Origin of the sequence: Pseudomonas sp. MPB03, from assembly GCF_046605385.1 — a bacterium.
GTDB lineage: Bacteria > Pseudomonadota > Gammaproteobacteria > Pseudomonadales > Pseudomonadaceae > Aquipseudomonas > Aquipseudomonas zanjanensis.
On sequence record NZ_CP176770.1, the window covers coordinates 52,263 to 70,105 of the forward strand.

At 64.9% G+C, this 17,843-nt stretch carries 12 protein-coding genes; 1 reads left to right on the top strand and 11 read right to left on the bottom strand.

From position 1 onward, the window contains the following. Positions 1-36: 36 nt before the first annotated feature. From ACLH0I_RS00250 to tagH, 11 genes are all read right to left on the bottom strand, one after another. Positions 37-1,764: a formylglycine-generating enzyme family protein gene (locus ACLH0I_RS00250; RefSeq protein WP_411385960.1), complete on the bottom strand. Its 1,728-nt coding sequence runs from the start codon at positions 1,762-1,764 to the stop codon at positions 37-39. Further along, positions 1,757-2,953, bottom strand: a complete 1,197-nt coding sequence (locus ACLH0I_RS00255) for an ABC transporter permease (RefSeq protein WP_411385961.1) — start codon at positions 2,951-2,953, stop codon at positions 1,757-1,759. The genes ACLH0I_RS00250 and ACLH0I_RS00255 overlap by 8 nt, the downstream gene beginning before the upstream one ends. Continuing rightward, positions 2,953-3,669, bottom strand: a complete 717-nt coding sequence (locus ACLH0I_RS00260) for an ABC transporter ATP-binding protein (RefSeq protein ID WP_411387569.1) — start codon at positions 3,667-3,669, stop codon at positions 2,953-2,955. Before ACLH0I_RS00260 ends, ACLH0I_RS00255 begins: the two co-directional genes overlap by 1 nt. After that, positions 3,669-6,770: a serine/threonine-protein kinase gene (locus ACLH0I_RS00265; RefSeq protein WP_411385962.1), complete on the bottom strand. Its 3,102-nt coding sequence runs from the start codon at positions 6,768-6,770 to the stop codon at positions 3,669-3,671. The genes ACLH0I_RS00260 and ACLH0I_RS00265 overlap by 1 nt, the downstream gene beginning before the upstream one ends. After that, on the bottom strand, positions 6,767-7,498 hold the full coding sequence (locus ACLH0I_RS00270; protein WP_186710243.1) for a PP2C family protein-serine/threonine phosphatase: 732 nt from the start codon (positions 7,496-7,498) through the stop codon (positions 6,767-6,769). The genes ACLH0I_RS00265 and ACLH0I_RS00270 overlap by 4 nt, the downstream gene beginning before the upstream one ends. Then, entirely contained in the window at positions 7,499-8,152 is a 654-nt protein-coding gene (gene tagF / locus ACLH0I_RS00275; RefSeq protein WP_411385963.1) for a type VI secretion system-associated protein TagF, read from the bottom strand. Continuing rightward, on the bottom strand, positions 8,149-11,649 hold the full coding sequence (tssM, locus tag ACLH0I_RS00280; RefSeq protein WP_411385964.1) for a type VI secretion system membrane subunit TssM: 3,501 nt from the start codon (positions 11,647-11,649) through the stop codon (positions 8,149-8,151). The genes tagF and tssM overlap by 4 nt, the downstream gene beginning before the upstream one ends. Then, positions 11,646-12,956 (bottom strand): DotU family type VI secretion system protein, encoded by a 1,311-nt coding sequence (locus tag ACLH0I_RS00285; RefSeq protein ID WP_411385965.1) that lies wholly within the window; start codon positions 12,954-12,956, stop codon positions 11,646-11,648. Before ACLH0I_RS00285 ends, tssM begins: the two co-directional genes overlap by 4 nt. 6 nt (positions 12,957-12,962) lie before the next feature. After that, complete coding sequence (gene tssK, locus ACLH0I_RS00290; protein WP_411385966.1) at positions 12,963-14,297, bottom strand: type VI secretion system baseplate subunit TssK; 1,335 nt, start codon at positions 14,295-14,297, stop codon at positions 12,963-12,965. A gap of 15 nt (positions 14,298-14,312) precedes the next feature. Beyond that, positions 14,313-14,819 carry a type VI secretion system lipoprotein TssJ gene (gene tssJ / locus ACLH0I_RS00295; protein WP_411385967.1) on the bottom strand — a complete coding sequence of 169 codons (507 nt, stop codon included), beginning with the start codon at positions 14,817-14,819 and terminating at the stop codon, positions 14,313-14,315. Between the two features lie 68 nt (positions 14,820-14,887). Beyond that, entirely contained in the window at positions 14,888-16,363 is a 1,476-nt protein-coding gene (tagH, locus tag ACLH0I_RS00300) for a type VI secretion system-associated FHA domain protein TagH (RefSeq protein ID WP_411385968.1), read from the bottom strand. A gap of 416 nt (positions 16,364-16,779) precedes the next feature. Between tagH and tssA the strand changes: the two genes are divergently transcribed. Then, positions 16,780-17,811: a type VI secretion system protein TssA gene (tssA, locus tag ACLH0I_RS00305; RefSeq protein WP_411385969.1), complete on the top strand. Its 1,032-nt coding sequence runs from the start codon at positions 16,780-16,782 to the stop codon at positions 17,809-17,811. Positions 17,812-17,843 lie beyond the last annotated feature (32 nt).

Here is a 17,843-nt window from a genome sequence, read left to right on the forward strand (position 1 = left end):
GCCTGAGTCCCTTCCAAGCTCGCTGACAACGAACACTCAAGACCGCTGAGCGTTCGATGCGAGCAATTCCTTCAATATCGCCGCCGGGTCGGCTCGTTTTTGCTGACGATAATCCCCGACATGACGAACGAATAACGTTGCACGCGCCACCAGGCTCTTGCCCAGCACCGGTTTGCGCTCCAATTCTTCCTTGATGCGCTGAAACTGCGCCTGGATCACGGCATCGGTGTAGCGCGTGCCGGTGGCCAGGTTGTCGATGTAGATCGCCACCGCGCCATCCAGCGCGCTGCGGCCGTTGTCGATGGCCGTGGCGAACAGCGTGGCGCTGGCCTCGTCCTTGGCGTCCAAGGCGGCTTGGCGACTGTTCTGCAGATTGGTCAGGCGAATGTTGTAGTTGTTGACGGTCTCGGCCACCAGGGCCGAGGACTGGATCAGGTTGCCCGCCGCTTCCTCGCGCTGCTGGGCGATGAGCGAGACGTTGCGCTTGAGCTCTTCGTTGACCAGGCCCAGTTCGGCTTGCAGGCGCGGATCGACGCTGGCGGCGATGATGCTGTCCAGGCGCTTGGTCGGGTCGTCGGCATCGTCGATGGCGTCGGTCAGCGACGCGAGCCGCCCCTCTTTCTGCCATTGGGCGAACAATTCCTTGTAGCGCGAACGCGGCGCCGACAACGCGCCGACGGCCACGCGAAAACCGGTGGTCTCGTTGCTTTGCTCGGTGCCATCGGCCGTGAATAACGGGTACTCGCGGCGCATGCCGGTGAACAGCGTGCCCTCGCCTTCCAGGTAGTTGCCGCCCTTGACCACGAAGCCGCCATAGGCGCCCTGGCGGCGACCGGCATGCACCAACTGGAAGGATTCCTGGACCATCTCGGCCGCGTTGCCCACCACATCGAACAAGCCGATGGGGTTCGGCAGCTTGGTGCCGATGGGCATCAGCCGGGCCGCCTGGCCAGTGCCGCCGGCGACCTGGTTGAACACCGCCCAATCGGCCAGGGGGCCGTCGCTTTCACTGCCTTCCAGGCGCCGAGGGAACAGACGCCCCTCCAGGTCCTGACGACTCACAGCCTGGCCGCCACGGGCAGCGAATTCCCACTCGACTTCCGTTGGCAAGCGCACGAAACCCAGCCCGCCGTCTTCGGCGGAGGTGCCGCGACCGCTGACCGGCAGCAGGTCCTTGTGGTATTTCATCAGCCAGGCGCTGTACACCGCCGAGAAGCGCTCGGCCTCGAATTTCGACAGTTTCACCTTGGGCAAACGCCCGGCCACGCCTTGGGGCAACTCGGCTTGCAAGGTTTCGCAGGCTGGCGCCGCTTCGCCGCTGGCAAGCGATTGGGCCTGGGCCATGACCTGGGCGTATTGCCGGGCCGTGACCTCGTACTTGCCAATGAAGTACAGCATCGGCTTGAGCGGCGTCTTGGCGTCGGTCTTGGGCATCAACGGCGTGATGGTCGTGTTCCAGTCCTTGGGCAGATCCTTGAGGGTGAACTGACCGTTGATGAAGTCGCGCCGGTAGCCGGAAATGAACGACTGCTGATAGCCCGCCTCGCCTTCGCTGAACGGGTAGCCGAGGCTGATCTCGCGGTCGTCCAGGGTGCCCTGGGCGAGGATGTAGACGTAGCGGAACACCATCTGGCCTTCGCACGGCAGCGGCAGGCTGACGTCGTCGGGCAATGGCTTGGGGTTGTTCAGCTTGTCCGTGGCCTCATCAGCCCATGTCAGGCTGGCGAGGCTCAGCGCCACGGCGGCGCCTAATAACTTATACATCGCGAATTCCTTCACACGCCTGGATGCGCGCCACTCGCCAGCCGCCGCAAGCCGCCGCGACGGCGCTGACGCCGAGCACGGCCACCAGGGCCAAGGTGTAGTGACGCACCAACAGATGACTGGCGTATTCGCCGGGCATCTGTGCAAATAAATAATTCAGGCCCGACTGCGCCAGGCCATACAGGCCGGCACTCAGCAGGGCCGCAAACGTGGCGCTGTAGAGCGCCTGCAACACCACGAACAGCAACAGCGCCGCGGTGGAAACCCCCAACAGGCGCAACACCGACAATTCCCGACGCTTACGCTCGACCGCCGCCAAGGCACCGGCAAAGATCGCCGCGAACGCGCCGGCCAAGGCCAACCCGGCGATGATCCAGAACACGATCGACAGGTTGCGGCTCAACGATTGCACTTGTGCGATGGTCTGGGCCTGGGTCGATACCAACAGGTTCTGCCCGGCGAAATACTGCCGCAGCGGCTCGACATCGCCGAGGCTGCGAGCATACAAGCGAAACGCCGGATACACGCGCTGCCCGGCCTCGCCCACCGCATCGCCCGGCCAGCCGAACGCAGGCACGGCGCGGCCGTCGCGGTAATCCTCCGCCGCCTCCAGCAACGCCAGCGGCGCGAACAGGCCGTCCCGGGCGAAGGCTTCCAGTGGCAGCACCTGCAGCACCTGCACGCGGGTGCGCTGGGCCTCGCTGCGACCGGCCACCTGCCGGCCGAAACTGGCCTGCAGCCAATCCCCCGCCTTGGCCCCGAGTTTTTCAGCGGCGGTCTGGCTGAGCACCACTTGATCCAAGCCTTGGGGCACCGGCAAGTGATCGAACAACGGATCGTTGGCCGCGGTGGGAATCATCTCGACCGTGACAGCCGACGCCTCGCTGCTCAAATCCGCCGTGGCGGCGATCTGCCGGGTGCGCGGCAAGGCAAAGGCCACATCACCGCGCTGGCTCAATTGCTCGACGAATTCGGCACTGAAGCGACCGCCGCCCAAGGGGATGATTTCCCGGGTGGCCGGGTCGTTCTGCAAGCGCTCGGTCAGGCTGCTGACCAGGCCGAACTTCAGGCCGAACAGCACCAGCAACGGCGCCACCACGGCCACCAAAGCCAGCACCGAGCAGGCCGACAGCCAGGCATCGTTGCGGTAATCCTGCCAGGCCAGGGAAGCCACCAGCGCGCCGCGCATCAGCAAGCCTCCCCGAGCGTGGCGGTGACACCGCCGTCGGCATCGCGACGGCAACTGATGCGCCGTACCTGCAAACCGCTGGCCCGGGCCAGCGCTTCGTCGTGGGTGGCAACTACGCAGCAGACGCCGTGTTCGCGGGCCTGGGCCACCAGCAACTGCATGACGCGCTCGGCGTTCAGCGGGTCGAGGGCGGCGGTCGGCTCATCGGCCAGCAACAGGCGTGGGCCGTGGGCCAACGCCCGGGCACAACTGACCCGCTGGCGTTGGCCCACGGATAAGTCCGCCGGTTTCTTGTCCAGTTGATCGGCAATGTCCAACTGCCCAGCCAGGCGCGTCACGCTAGCGTCATCCTTCAAGCCCAGCAATTTGCGCGACAACGCGATGTTGCCACGCACATCCAGAAAACCCAGCAGGCCGCCGGTTTGCAGAACATAACCCAGGTAACGGCTGCGCAGCTCGGCCAAGGTGCCCTGTTGCGACGCACGCCACAATTTGGCGATGTCCAGCGGCGAGTCGGCGGGCGTGAAATCGAACTGCCCGGCCTGATCCGGCGCCAACACCAGCGCCAACATATCCAACAAGGTGCTCTTGCCACAGCCGCTGGGGCCGACCACCGCCAGTTGTTCACCGCCGCGCAAATACAGCCGTGGAATCACCAGGCTGTAGCGCTGGCTGCCGGCGCCCCGGCTTTTGTGCACGGCGTTCAGGGTCAGCATCACGGCAGCGTCGACAACGGAACGCGGTACAAGGCGTCGCCCGGCTCGGCGTCGCCGAAGCGCACCCAGTTGGCGAGGTCATTGTGGAAGGTTTCGTAGAGGCGGATTTTCGAATCCAGCTCGTCGATGAAATCTTCCTGCTCGGCCACGCTCAAGGACAGCCACAAGTCCTGGGTCATGTTCAGCGACTTGCTGCGGTACGGCAGCCCTTCCAGGTACTCGCCAAGAATCCCGCCATCGGCGAGGTTGCCGCCCTTGCGCAGGGCCGACGGGTCGCGGCTCATGTAGGCACTGGCGCTGGCGATTTCCTGGAAGAAATCCTTGGGCGAACTCTGGGTCTTGCGGGCCGCGTCGACGATCAGTTTCAGCGACTGCTGCAGGTCGTTGAGTTGCAGCTTGGTCAGCATCACGCAGACCTGGAACGCCGGCAGCGCCGGGTTGGTCAAGTCGCGGTCGGCGGTCCAGGCGCTGACCAGTTGCGGCGCCTGGCTGGCGGATTTGCGCCCCAAAAAGTCCATGTGCATCGCGTAGCCGACCGCCGCCGATTTATCGGCCAGGCTCGGCGCGGCGCTGAGCAGCGGCACGCTTTGCGGCTTATTGCTGCGCACCTGGTGCACCAGGTCGGCGAACACCGAGCCGATCTCGTCGACCCGCTCGCCGAATTTGCGCACATCCGCGCCGGGCACCGGAATGTACAGGTCGCCGATCTGCGGGTTGGCGTCGGCGGTCAGGATCCGGTATTGGCTCTGGGCGCCGGCATGAGTTTTCTTGCCCGCGTCGCTGAGCAGGTGCAAGGCATAGATCTTGATTTGCTTGCCCAGCGCCGCCTGGCGCACTTCGGCCTCGTTCATTTGCGTGGCGGCAAACGGGTCGTTCTTGCGCAGGGCGCCGGCGTCGGTGACCAACAGGATCAAGCGCCCGCCGTAACCGGACCAGTCCATGGCTTCGACGGCCTGCATGACCCCGGCGAACGCATCTTCGTTGAACGAATGGCTCGACACCGTCGAGGCCTTGACCTGCCGCGCCAGCTCCATGAAGCGTTGCGGGTCACGGCCCTGTTCGAGGGTGATCAAGGTCTTGGCGACGTATTCCAGGCCCGGGGTTTTCTGGATGCTGCTGCGGAAACCCACCATGCCGAAACTGACACTGTCCAACTCGCCGCGCTCGGCGATGCGGGTTTGCAGTTGATGGACCACATCGCGCACCTGATCGATGTAGGGCTGCATCGACACGGTGGTGTCCACCACCAGCACTACGGCGGTGCGGAATGCATCGGCGTTGGCAGTGGTGATCGGCGTGTTGTTGTTCGAAGCCCTGGGCGTGTTGCCCGGGTCGATGGAGGCGACATTCAGCAACTGCACCGGCTGGCCGTTCTCATCGAGGCTCTCGCGGGAATCGAAGATCGGCAACAGGTAGAACTGGCTCTGCGGCACGGCGCTGGCGGCCGGTTCCAGGGCCAGCACTTGTTGATCTTCCTGGGGGCTCTGCTGGGCCTTGAGCAGCACGTTCTTGGCCGCCGAAGGGTTAGCCAGGAGTTTTTCCACCTCGCCGGGCTGACGCAGGAACATCACCGGCGCACGGCCGGAACGTTCAGTGAACTTGAGCACCAGGCTCTGCTTCCAGTCGCTGACCTGGGCAGCGGGCAACCAGCCGTCGCTGCGCCCGTCAGTGGCCGCGCCGACGCGCACCCAGGCGCTGCCATCCACGTCCTTGCGCTGGTACACATACAACACCGAAAACGCTGGCAGTGCCTTGCCCGGTGCGGCGCCCGGCGCCTCGGCGAGTTTCGCCCCCGGCTTGCTGAGCACGCGCTGGAACAGGGTTTTCTTGCCGGCCATCAAGAGCGGACGCTGGCCGCCATCGGCCTCGGTCGCCACGGGGGGCTGAGCCGCAGGGACAACGGGCGGTTTGACCGCCGGCACTTCCGGGGCCTTCGGCGGCTTCACTTCCGGTGGCTTGACCGAGGTGTTCGTGGCCACGGGCGTCTTCACGTCCTTGCCATCGTCACCGGCCAACCACCAATAACCCGCGCCACCCAACGCCAGCGCCACGGCGACCGCGACGGCGGCCAGGGCGAACACCGGCCCCTTGCGCTGCTCCGACACCGAGGATTGAACCGTCGGTTTTATCGGCGGCGGAACGGGTTTGGACTGCGGTTGTGACGGCGGAGGGGAATAAGCCGGGCCGCTCGGAATGTCGATGGACATAGGCGTCAAGCCCGCCAAGTCATCCACCGCCGGCGGCGTGGCCGGCAGTTCAAACGACAACGGCCGGATCAGCGTCGCTTCCGCCGATGCCTCAGGCAGGTTATCCAACGCCCGCAGCAACGCCGCCGCATCCGGGAAACGCTCCGCCGGGTCCTTCGCCAGCAACTTGCGCAACACGTCCTGGTAACGGCCGTGATGCACCGGCAACTCCGGCAACGGCTCGGTCAGGTGCGCCAGGGCCGTGGAGAGTGCGTCGTTGCCGGTGTACGGCAGTTTGCCGACGAGGATTTCGTAGAGCACCACGCCCAGGGCATACAGGTCGGCGCGGCCGTCGATGTCTTGCCCACGGGCCTGTTCAGGGCTCATGTAGCTCGGCGTACCCACAGCAAAACCAGCCTGGGTGAACTGAGTGCGGTCGTCGAGGGACTTGGCGATGCCGAAGTCCGAGAGCACCGCCGTGCCATCGGCGCGGAACAGGATGTTGGCCGGCTTGACGTCACGGTGGACCAGACCCAGCCCGTGGGCATAACCCAATGCCGAAGCGATCTGGCGAATGTAGGTCAGGCCCTGCTCCGGCGTCAGGCCCGCGGCGATGCGTTCCTTGAGCGTGCCGTTGGGCAGGTATTCCATCGCCATGTAATACAGCTCACCGACGTTGCCGATGTCATGGATGGTGACGGTGTGCGGATGCGACAAGCGCGCCAGGGTCTTGCCTTCGCGCAGGAAACGCTCGCAGAAAGTCGGGTCGGCGGCCAAGGCGGCGGCCATGACTTTCAACGCCACCTTGCGCTCCAGCGAACGCTGGGTCGCCAGGTACACGCTGGCCATCGCACCTTCGCCGATCGGCCCTTCGATGTCGTAGCCGGGGATGACAATGTTCAAGGTCAAGCTCATGACGGCACCTTCACGACCACCACGGTGATGTTGTCCGGCGCGCCGCGCATCAAGCCCAGGGACACCAGGCTGCTGGCGATTTCGCCGGGCTCGTCGTGGCTCAACACTTCGCGGATTTCATCGTCCTCGACGGTCTTGGTCAGCCCGTCGCTGCACAACAAGTAGCTGTCGCCAGGCACCAGCAGCAGTTCGGTCAGCGCCACGTTCAGTTGCGCCTCGACGCCGATGGCCCGGGTGACGATGTTGGCCCGTGGATGCACGCGCGCCTCGGCTTCGCTGAGCAGGCCGCTGTCCTGCAAGTCCTGGACGTAGCTGTGGTCCCGGGAGATGCCTTCGAGCACGCCGTCGCGCAGGCGATACAAACGGCTGTCACCGGCCCACAGGCACATGCCACGCAGGTCGCGGACGGCCAGCACCACCACGGTGCTGCCCATCATCGTCACGCCACGGTTGGCGGTTTCTTCCCGCACGGCGGCGTTGACCCGCAGCAGGTCGCTTTGCAGCGCCGCAACGTATTCGTCCAGCGAGCGCCCCACGGCAATGCCGCGCAAGCTGTCGACGATCAGGCTGCTGACGTAGTCGCCCGCCGCGTGCCCGCCCATGCCGTCGGCCACGACCCAGAGGCCGTTTTCCGGCAGGTCCAGGCAGGCGTCTTCATTGACCTGGCGGACCATCCCGACATGGCTCTTGCTTGCAGACTTGATTGCTTTTCCGGCACTTGGACGCATCTACACAACACCTTCTTGGCCGAGCAAAAATTGCGCAAAATCAGCCGCCGCCGGCAATCCCTGGCAGCGCATCAAACCCGGGGCAATGCGCTCCGATCCCTGGCCCCACCACAGGCTCACGCCTTCACAGGCCGCCTCGGCCAGGGCGCTCATGCGCCGCTGCGGGTCGCTGGCATCGAAGCGATGCAGGCTGGCGAAACGGCTGCTCGGCGTGCGCGGCAGGTACATCGGGCTGCCGAGGGTTTCCAGTTGTTCGTTGAACGCCTCGAAACTGGCCTCGACACTCAGGGTGCTCAGCAACAGGTTCTCGACCCGCTCGAACCACTCGTCCGCACCGCCCACCACCGAGGCCGGGTCCGCGTCGGGCTCCAGCAGCACGGCAATGGTCAGCGGGAAATAACGACCGACCCGATCGATGCTCGGCATCACCACCCCAACAGCGGCGTCCGGGCCACACACCCCCGGCGCGACCATGAAGCGCCACAACGGGCTGACCAGATAGGCGTCCAGCCAGCGCTCGCCGAGGCTGGTCTGGCTGGCGAGCAAACCCGCCGCCAGCCACGAATCCCACGGGCCGATAAAGCCCTGGGGCAAACCACGGCTGACGAAGTCACCGCGGCTGGCCAACTTGCCGTAGAAGCCCGGTGTACTCATAGCCGCTCCGGCAGGCTGAAGCCGCTGAGCACCCGGCTCTTGAACGGGTTGAAGGCGCTGTTGGCCCGCAGCTCATAAGAGGCGCTGGCGCCATCGACCCGCAGCCGCAGGTTGAAGCGATCCGGCGAGTTGCCGGCGGTCAGGTCTGATTGTTCCAGCAGGCGGAACCATGCCCACGGCCCATCCAGGGTGATGCCGGAGCGACCGTTGGACGACGGCGGCATGATCGAGATCCGCACCACGCCAATGCTGCCCGGGTTCGGCCACTGCATGGCGGTCGGGCGGCTCGGGCCGTGGTCGTAGCTCAGTTGCTGGCCGTCGAGGTCGAGCAGGAACTGGGTGATGGTCGAGTCCATCGCCACCGGCTTGAGTTCGAAACGCACCATCGGCTGGGTGCCGCCGGAACGGAAGAACGCGTCGCGGATGGTCGCCGCGCGCTGGAAGGTCTGCAGCACGCCGGGGGCGATGCCGAGCTTCTGCGCTGCGCCCGGCTGCCAGCGCCAGGTCGGGGTCGAGGTATCGACGTAAGGTTGCAGGTACTTGCGGAAGTAGTTGTCCATCACCCCGCCGACGCCGAAGAACTGGCCGAAGTCATCCAGGGTCGCGTCCCGCGCGCTGCCCGGCGACATCGGATAGCGCCCGGCCAGGGATTGGCGATAGATGTTCACCACTTCGCTGGTCCAGGCGGCGTTCAGTTGATTGCGCACCCCGCCCATCATGCTGTTGGTGGTGGAGTTGACCACCGACTTGACCAGGCCCTGCACCAGCGGCGGCTGGCGTTCGGCGTTGAGGCTGACGCGGGTGGCGGCGGCCGAGGCCTGGTTCTTGGCTTCGCCGAGCAAGGCGTCGCCGCTGGCACCGACCATGGCGCTGACCTGCACGTACAAGGCGTTCATGTCCGCCAGCAAGCCGTCGATGGCTGCCGGCTCGCCTTCGCTTTTGCTGACGATGCTGTTGAGTTCGGCGAAGTGCGCGGTGATCGGGTCATCGCTTTGCGCCGGTGCGTTTTGCGTCGCCTGCTCCTGGCCGAGCAAGCTGCCCAGGCGTTCCTTGAGCTTGTCCACGCCGCCTTCCACCGGTGCGCCTTGGGCGGCCAGCAGGCGCTCATCCTGTTGCAGGTCGGTTTCCTTCGCCACCGCCACCAGCAGCTTTTTCAACGGTGAGGTCGGGCCGGAAATCACCCGCAGCACATCGGCGGCCTGGGCCACGCTGGTGATCGGCACGAAGTCAATGTCGGCCAGCAGGGCGTCCCATTGGCGCAGATAGTCCTGGAAGTACAGGCGACGCACGTCGGCGGCCAGGCTGGCGACGTTCTGCTGGTCGGCCTCTTCGTGGCCCAGCACCCATTGCTCTTCGGCCAGGGTGCCGGTCTGGCTCAGGCTGCTGAGCAAGAAACCCTGGCGGTAGCCCTTGACGGTGAAGAACCCGCTCAAGGGTTCGCCCAATGGCTTGCCGCTCTTGCGGCTGAACACCAGCGCGGCGTCACGCCCGGCGGCTTCGTTGATGCGGAAGTCCGGGATGCCTTCGGGCAGTTTCTGCCGCTTGATCCGGTCATAGACCCGCTGGGCCACCGGCAATTGCTGCAACTGGCGGCGCAGGTCTTCGACCAGGCGTGGGTCAAGGCGCGCGAGGGGCGGACGCCGCTCGAACAGCGCCTGCAAATGCCCGGTCAGGGCCTGACGCTGCTCGGCTGGCAAGTCCCGCGGCAGGCTGCGGTCCCAATCCAGGGCGATCCAGGCCTTGATGAAATCGGCGTCGTAATGCTCGGTGTCGGCGAGCATCAGGTAGGCCTTCAAGCCTTCGTAGAGGAAATCCGAATTGCCACCGCTGTGCAGTTGCTCTTCGATGCGCGTCAGCAGGCGTGGCGCGAACACCGCGATCAGCAGCTTGCGATAGACGCTGCCGGACTCGGCTTCAAGCATGTCACCCTGGTACAGGCCCAGGCCTTCGGCCCAGCTCGGGGCGTCGTCGGCCAGGTGCTTCACGGCGTTGAGCAGCGGCAACACCGCGAGGACATCCCGTTGTGCCGGGCTGAGGTTCTGCACGGTCTGGCCCAATGGCGCGACCTTCTGATCGACCTGGGCGATGTAGGCCTGGTTGGCCCGGTAGCTGACCCACCACAACGTGCTGACCACCAGCACCAACACCACCGTGGAGGCCAGCACACCGCGAGCGATCCATTTACGCCGACGCTCGACTTTCGGGTCGACGCCCACCAACCCGCGTTCGGCGAAAGCCACGGCGGTGAAGAGTTTTTCGATGAAGTAGCTGCGCCCGGTGCCGGTCTGGCGCGCCAGGTGCTGGCGGTCCAGGTTCATGCTCTGGGCCATGGAACCGATCAGGCGGTCGATCGGGCTGCCTTCCTGGGTGCCGCTGGTGAAATACACACCGCGCAGCAACACCCGCTCTTCGAAGGCGTTGGGTTTGAACACGCCTTCGAGGAAGCTTTGCAGGCAATCCTTCAAGGCGCCGAACTGCTGCGGGAAGCCGTAGATCAGGTCACGCCGCGCCGGGTCACGCTCTTGTTGCAGGCGCTCCACCAGGCGGTCGTTGAGGCGCTGCTCAAGACCGGTGAATTCGCTTTGCAGGTGCGCCAGCGGGCTGTCGTTGCTCTTGCCGTCGTCCAGGGCGAAGGTCATGCCCCAGACTTGGGCGCGCTCTTCCTTGCTCAGGGTGTCGAAATACTCCATGAACCCGGGCACGAGGTCGAGCTTGGTGAGCATCAGGTAGATCGGGAAGCGCACGCCCAGTTGGGTGTACAACTCCTGGATTCGCAAGCGAATCGCCGCGGCATGGGCGGCGCGCTCGGCGTCGCTGCCCAGCAGCAGGTCGGACAGGCTGATGGCGATGAACGCCCCGTCAATCGGACGTCGGGCCCGTTGTTTTTTCAGCAGGCCGAGGAAGCCCAGCCACGCGGCCTTGTCGATGGTCGCGTCGCTGTCCTGGGTGGTGTAGCGGCCGGCGGTGTCGAGCAGGACCGCCTGGTCGGTGAACCACCAATCGCAATTGCGCGTACCGCCGACACCGCGCACGGCACCGGCGCCCAATTGCGCGGCCAGCGGGAAATGCAGCCCGGAGTTGACCAGGGCGGTGGTCTTGCCCGAACCCGGCGGGCCGATGATCACGTACCACGGCAGCTCGTAGAGGTTACGGCGCTCGTCGCCGCCCAGCTTGGCTTTCTTGAGCAAGGCCAAGGCTTCGTCCATGCGCTGGCGCAGGGTTTCGAGTTCTTCGGCGGTGGCGATGCTGGTCGGGTCCGGCGGGGTTTGCGCGGCCAGGCTGCGCATCACTTCGGCGGCCTGACGGCGGGCCTGGATGATGCGGAACAATCGGTAGGCGATCCATACCGCGAACACCAAGATGATCAAGGCCCAGCGCCGGCCTTCGGGCACCAGCCAATCGAGCAGCGGGCCAACGAACCAGATGATCAGGCTCAGGGCGATCAGCCCCAGCAATGGGATGACCCAGCGGGTCATAAAACTGAAAAACGCCTTCACTCGACCCCCTCCGCCAATACTGTGATTTCAACCCGACGATTGCGCGCACGCCCCTCTGTGGTGGCGTTGGACGCCAGCGGCTCGGTGTCGCTGCGGCCTTCGGCGCTGAAGCGCTCGGGCTGGCCGGTCTTGGCCGAGAGAATTTGCAGCACCGATTGCGCCCGCGCTTCGGACAACGCCCAGTTGGACGGGAACCGGAGGGTGGCGATCGGCCGATTGTCGCTGTGGCCGGTGACCAGGACCTGACCCTTGACCTTGCGCACCGCATCGGCGATGCGCAGCATCAATGGCTGGAAATCGTCCTTGATGCTGGCGCTGCCCGAGGCGAACAGTTCATCGCCACGGATGGTCACCACCGAGCGGTCGACGGCATCTTCCACCGCTATGCGGTTGGCGCGGATTTCGTCGGCGAGGAAGCCGGCCAGGCGTGGGCGCTCGATCACTTTCGGCTGCACCACGGGACGGTCGATGGTCTGCACCGGGATCTCACCGAGGAAATGAATGTTCTTGAACACCGGCTCGGCATCGGAGGCCAGTTTCATGCGCAGGCCGAACAGTAACGCCAGCAGCAGGGCCACGCCGATGGCCACGGCGATCCACGGCGGCATGAATTGCGCCAGGCGATCGCGGGCGACGGTGACCCCGCGCCAGTGCGGCGACAGCTCGCGCTCGTAGTCGCCCCGGGCGCTGCGGATCACCGCGCTGGTGCGCTCACGCAACGCTTCCAGTTGGCTGCGACCGTCGTTCATTACCCGGTAGCGCCCTTCGAAACCGAGGCACATGCACAGGTACAAAAGCTCCAGCAGGTACAGGCGCTCGCGGGGGCTTTGCAGGCAATGCTCCAGCAACTGGAACACCTTCTCGCCGCCCCAGGCTTCGTTGTGCACGGTGATCAGCAGGCTTTGCTTGCCCCAGTCGCTGGTGCCGCCCCATGGGGTACTCAACACCGCTTCGTCCAGGGCGGTGCACAAGGCGTAGCGGGCCAGCAACACATCGTTGCGCACCACGCCGGCGGCCTCGGCGCGCTCTTCGAATTGGCGCAGGTAGGCCAGCAGTTGCGCACGCAAACTCGCCGGCGCCGGGTGGGCGATGGTGTTGCGCAGGCGCGTCAGCAGGGCCAGCAACGGACCGGCGGCGCTTTCCAGCGGGTTGAGGCCCTGGGCCTTGCCGGTCAGGACCGGCGCGGCCGGCATCGACAGCGGCGCGGACGCCGGCGCAGGCTGGGGCCGGCCAGGGTCCGGGCGAAAGGGATCGGCGCCACGGCCACCGGGCGTCGGCATGAACTGGGTACGATCGTCGTTGCTCATCGCGGTTTATCCTCGGATCGCCCAGAACGCCAGGTTCAGCCCTGGGAACTGGCCGGCGATGTGGAACGCAAAGCCGCCGGAGTTGCTCAACTGCTGCCAGTGGTCACTGCCCCGGTCGAGTTCGTAGTAGGTGGAACCGGCGTGGTACGGCAACTGCCGTGGCGCCACCGGCAACGGCAACAGGCCGATGCCCGGCAATTGCAGATTGACCAGGTCGCGGATGTGCTCCACCGACCCGACCTTGCTCTGCTGGCCGAAGCGGCTGCGCAGGGTTTCGGCCGGCACGTCGGCGCGTACCACCAGGATGAAGCTGGCGCTGTCGAGCAGGGTCTTGTCGGCCAGCATCGCCACGTGGATGCCGTAGGCTTTTTCGACAATCGGAATCGGCGTCGCCTTGCTGTCGATCAGCATCGACAGGGCTTCGCGCAGGGCCTGCATCACTGGCGCGTAGCTGAGCGCCAGGTCATCGTGCTGGTAAGGCGGGTACTGTTGCGGTCGTCGCCCGGAGGCGGTGAACGTGGAGAACTCCCCGGCCAGGCTCACAAGTTCGCTGTAGAAACGCTCGGGGTGCAGCGGGCTCAACTGGCTCAGGTGCTGGATCAGCGGCTGGGCGCGGTTGACCAGTTGCAACAGCATGAAGTCGGCAATTTCCGAGGCGCCACCGGCACCCGACGCCACCACCCGCCCGGCCAGGGCTTCGCCACGCTGGTGCAACAGGCCCAGCAGTTCGCTGCGGAATGCCGCCAGCGGTTTCGAGGCGATGACGTCCAGCAGCGGCGGGATGTAGTTGTCGTCGAGCACCAGCGCACGGTCGGCGCGTTTTTCCTTGATGCGCACCACGCCGATGGCGGCGTAGTCGCCGATGCCATCCTGTTCGGTCAACAACCGCAGCGCCCGGGAGCCGAGGGCCACCGGCGCGCGGTTTTCGAACGGTGCGTTGTCGTCGCGCACTTCGCAGACCTGGCTCACATACCGCGCAGCGCCGAGGTCTTCGCCTTCATCCACGGTGTCGCGGGCACCGGCACGCTTGAGTGGCAAGGCCAGGTACACCAGGCCATCGCGCAGGTTGTCATCGACGTTCAGCGGGGTTGGCGCCAGGTCATCCTGGGGAATATTGAACGGCGTACCGTCCGGCAACAGGCCCCGCGCCGAAATGATCGCCAGCTTGCCCTGGGCCAGCAGGCCCTGGTCGATCAGCAATTCGGAAAAACCCCAGGCGCCGGCCGACAACGGGCGGCTGCGGGCGTCGATGAGGTTTTCCAGGTAACGGTCATGCTGTTGGAAGTGCTGCGTTCCAATGAACATGCCTTCCGACCAGACCACGCGATTGTTCCAGGACATGGGGGCTCCGATTGCTTATTGGGCAGGGCTGGATGGGGGAACGACGACGGCGCTGCGCACGGCGCGCACATCGAGGCTGATCTGGTATTCGGTGTATTCGCGCGCCGGGACATTCATCACCGTGCGCCACAGCGACTGGTCCAGCTCGCGATAGCCCACCAGTATTCCGATGTGCCGCGTGGCCGGGTCGAGGTCGCGTTGCAGGCTCAATTGCTGGCCGGGCTGGATCAGCACCTCGTCCTGGTCGATCAGGTCGGTGCCTAGCGTGGCCTGGGCCCGTTCGGCCAGGGCGAAATAATCGGAGCGGCCGAAGGTCGCGGCATTTTTCAGTTCGAAAATGCGCACCCGGACCGGGGCCGGTTGGCCGGTGGCGCCGGGGTTGAGGCCGGCGATGGCGTGGAAATGCAGCTCGATAGCGGCGGTGTCGGCCTCAGCCTCTTCGGGCTGGGGATTGGCCGCATCCTTGGCACACGCCGTCAGCAGAAGCGCGGTGGCGACTGCGAGTAAAAACCTGGGAATCATCCTGCGTCCTCAATGACGTTTGAGCTATCCGTTGTGGGCTTATCAGTATTGTTATAAGGCGACGCCGCTCAACGGCGTCGCTGTCGCGTGCTGTGTTCTTCGTAGGCGCGACTGAACTCGCGACCGAACAGGTCCTGGAAATCCTCCTGGGCTTCCCGGGAAATGTTGCTGTAGAGCTCGGTGAATTGCTGCCAGTACTGAGCCTGTCGCGAGCCGCTGAAAATACCCGACAGTCCGCCAGGCTTGGCCATGCGCTCTTCCAGTTGCGACGGCTCGAAGCGCCCCAGCAAATGCTTGATGGCCGCCTCCACACCGGCCATCACCGCCAGCTGGTGGGCGCGCAAGTCATCGAAACTGTCGCGCACCGCCGCGTCCGGGGCCATGAACGCCTGGTTGCCGTGGCGCAACAGCAACAACAGGGCTTCATCGACATTGGGGGCGAACTTCAGCGGGTTGTTTTCCACCGGCTGGATCATCGTCTGCTGGATACGGAATTCACCCTTGAGGCTGCTGCGGGCGCGCAGGACATCGATCAGGCCTTCGACCATCAAGCGATAACTGCGCCCGATGCTTTCCATCTGCGCTTCGGCGTTGGCCTTGTCCAGGCGTAACTGATCCAGCCCGGCACCGCGCAGGAAGGCTTGCAGCAAGTCGGGCTGGGCAGACTCGGCCGGAGCAGTCGGACTCACTGGAGCCACCGGGGTAACCGGAGCAACTGGCGCAACTGGCGGTGCGACCGGGGGCTCGACGCGGGTGACCGACGCTTCAGGCACGGGGGCCGGCGGCGGTGCAATGATGTCAGCAAAGATGTCGGCGAGCGGCGGCTGCGCAACAGGCGTCGCGACTGGCTCGACCACCGGCGCAGGCTTGTCGCTGAACGGGTCCCAGTCGTCCGGAATCACCGAGGCGGACGGCGCTATCACCGGCTCGATCACCGGCGGCGGGCTCGGCTGGGTAATCGGCGTCGGCGGGCGGAAATTGTGTTGCTCGGCCGGGACATGGTCAGGCTGGGTGGCCGGCGGGACGCTGCTCGGGGCCAAGAAATCGAACAGGTCCGGCAGGGTGTCCATGGCCGACACACCCTGGAAATGCGCAGGCACCTGGACCGGCGATGGTCCGGGGATCGGCGACGGCGAATACACCGGCGCGCTCTGTTGCCCCATCAAGGCCTCGAAACTGCTGGGGGACTCGGCGAACGGGTTGCTGTCGGTGACCGGCAGGCTGAAATCCACGCGGGCCTGGATTTCATAATCACCGATGCGGATCACTTCGCCGTCTTGCAGGGGTTCGCTGTTGCCCTTGCGCAGGCGCACGCCGGCCTTGACCAATTCCACACCATTGGTGCTGTTATCGGTCAAGTAATAACGCCCGTCTTTGTATTGGATAACGCAATGTTTACCGGAAACCAGACGCTCGGGGTCCGGTAATACCCAGTCATTATCGGAATTGCGGCCAATTGCCATCACCCCCTGGTCCATGGACTTTTCAGAACACTGGCCTGGGGTAATTTTGTGATAACTAGTGATAGTCAAACACAGCGGCATCTTGCCTCCTTGCTGAATACTTCGCGCGCGGGCGGGAGTGAGGGTTTGAGGCCCTGACGACCCGCCGGCAACCTTGCCAACAACCGTGGGAACGGCTTTTTGCCAGCATGATTGCTGATCATAACCGGCTTGCGTGACAAAAACCCCACGTCAGTTGCCGCTTCGACCGGTGGGTCGGGCAGGCTGTTAAGCGCATCACAACTGTTACATAGGGCATACACAGGCGAAATAGCTTACCTTGACAAGCGATAAGTACTACACCAAAAATGCACAACTTCTTGAATATACATGATGGCACTTTAAAATCATCGCAGATCTAAAGGGCCATTACCTTCAAGGAACATGTGGAGTTTCATCCGAAACTTGCGTGTGAACTGCCCGACTTCTTCAAGCGGGTGATAGGGAGATCGATCCAAGTGGATGTGCCTTTGCTGCTCGCCGCCGTTTCCGCGACTTCGCCGTGCGGTGAAGACCTGGAATATGACGCGGATTTCCTGCGCCTGGAGCGCGACTCCCGAGGCCAACCCGAGCGCAGCATGGGCGACTCGATCCTGCCTGCCGAACCGCCTGAATGGCGCAGCATCCAGCAGCAGAGCCTGGACTTGCTTGCGCGCAGCAAAGACCTGCGCATCACCCATTACCTGATGCAAAGCTCACTGGCCCTCGAAGGCCTGCCGGGCATGGCCCGTGTGCTGACGCTGATCAGCGAGCTGCTCAAGCAATACTGGGCCGAACTGCATCCGCGCCTGGACGCCGATGACGACAACGACCCCACCGTGCGCATCAATGCCCTCGCCGGCCTGACGTCCGATGTCACCATCCGCCTGCTGCGCGAAAGCATCCTGAGCCGTTCGCGCACCTTCGGTGCCGTCAGCCTGCGCGCCGCCGCCAATGCCAGCGGCCTGCAAAGTTTCCCGGATGAAAACCTCGGCGCCGAACAGCTCGCCGGGGCCCTGCTCGACAGCGATCCCGAACAGTTGGAGATCACCCGTGCCGCCCTGCTGGAAGCGCGCAGCGCCGCCGAAGCCATCGAGCAGCAGGTCAGCGACCAGGTCGGTTCCGCCCAAGGCGTGGACCTGGGCCCGTTGAAGCAACCGTTGAAAATGGCCCTGCAGATTCTCGGTCAGTTCGCCCCGCAGAGCGGCGACAGCGCCCAGGCCGAGCCCGTCAGCGACGACAGCGCAGCGCCCACCGAACATGCAAGTGTCACAAGCGCACAGCGTAATACCAGCACCATCAGCGGCGACATCAACAACCGCGACGACGTGCTGCGCAGCCTGGACCGGATTCTCGCTTACTACACCCGTCATGAGCCCTCCAGCCCGCTGCCGGTGCTGTTGAACCGGGCCAAGAATCTGGTGCACGCCGACTTCGCGGCCATCGTGCGCAACCTGATTCCCGACGGCATGAGCCAATTTGAAAACCTGCGCGGCCCAGACAGCGAATAAAAAGCGAGCGGATCACGCAGTCACGTCACCGG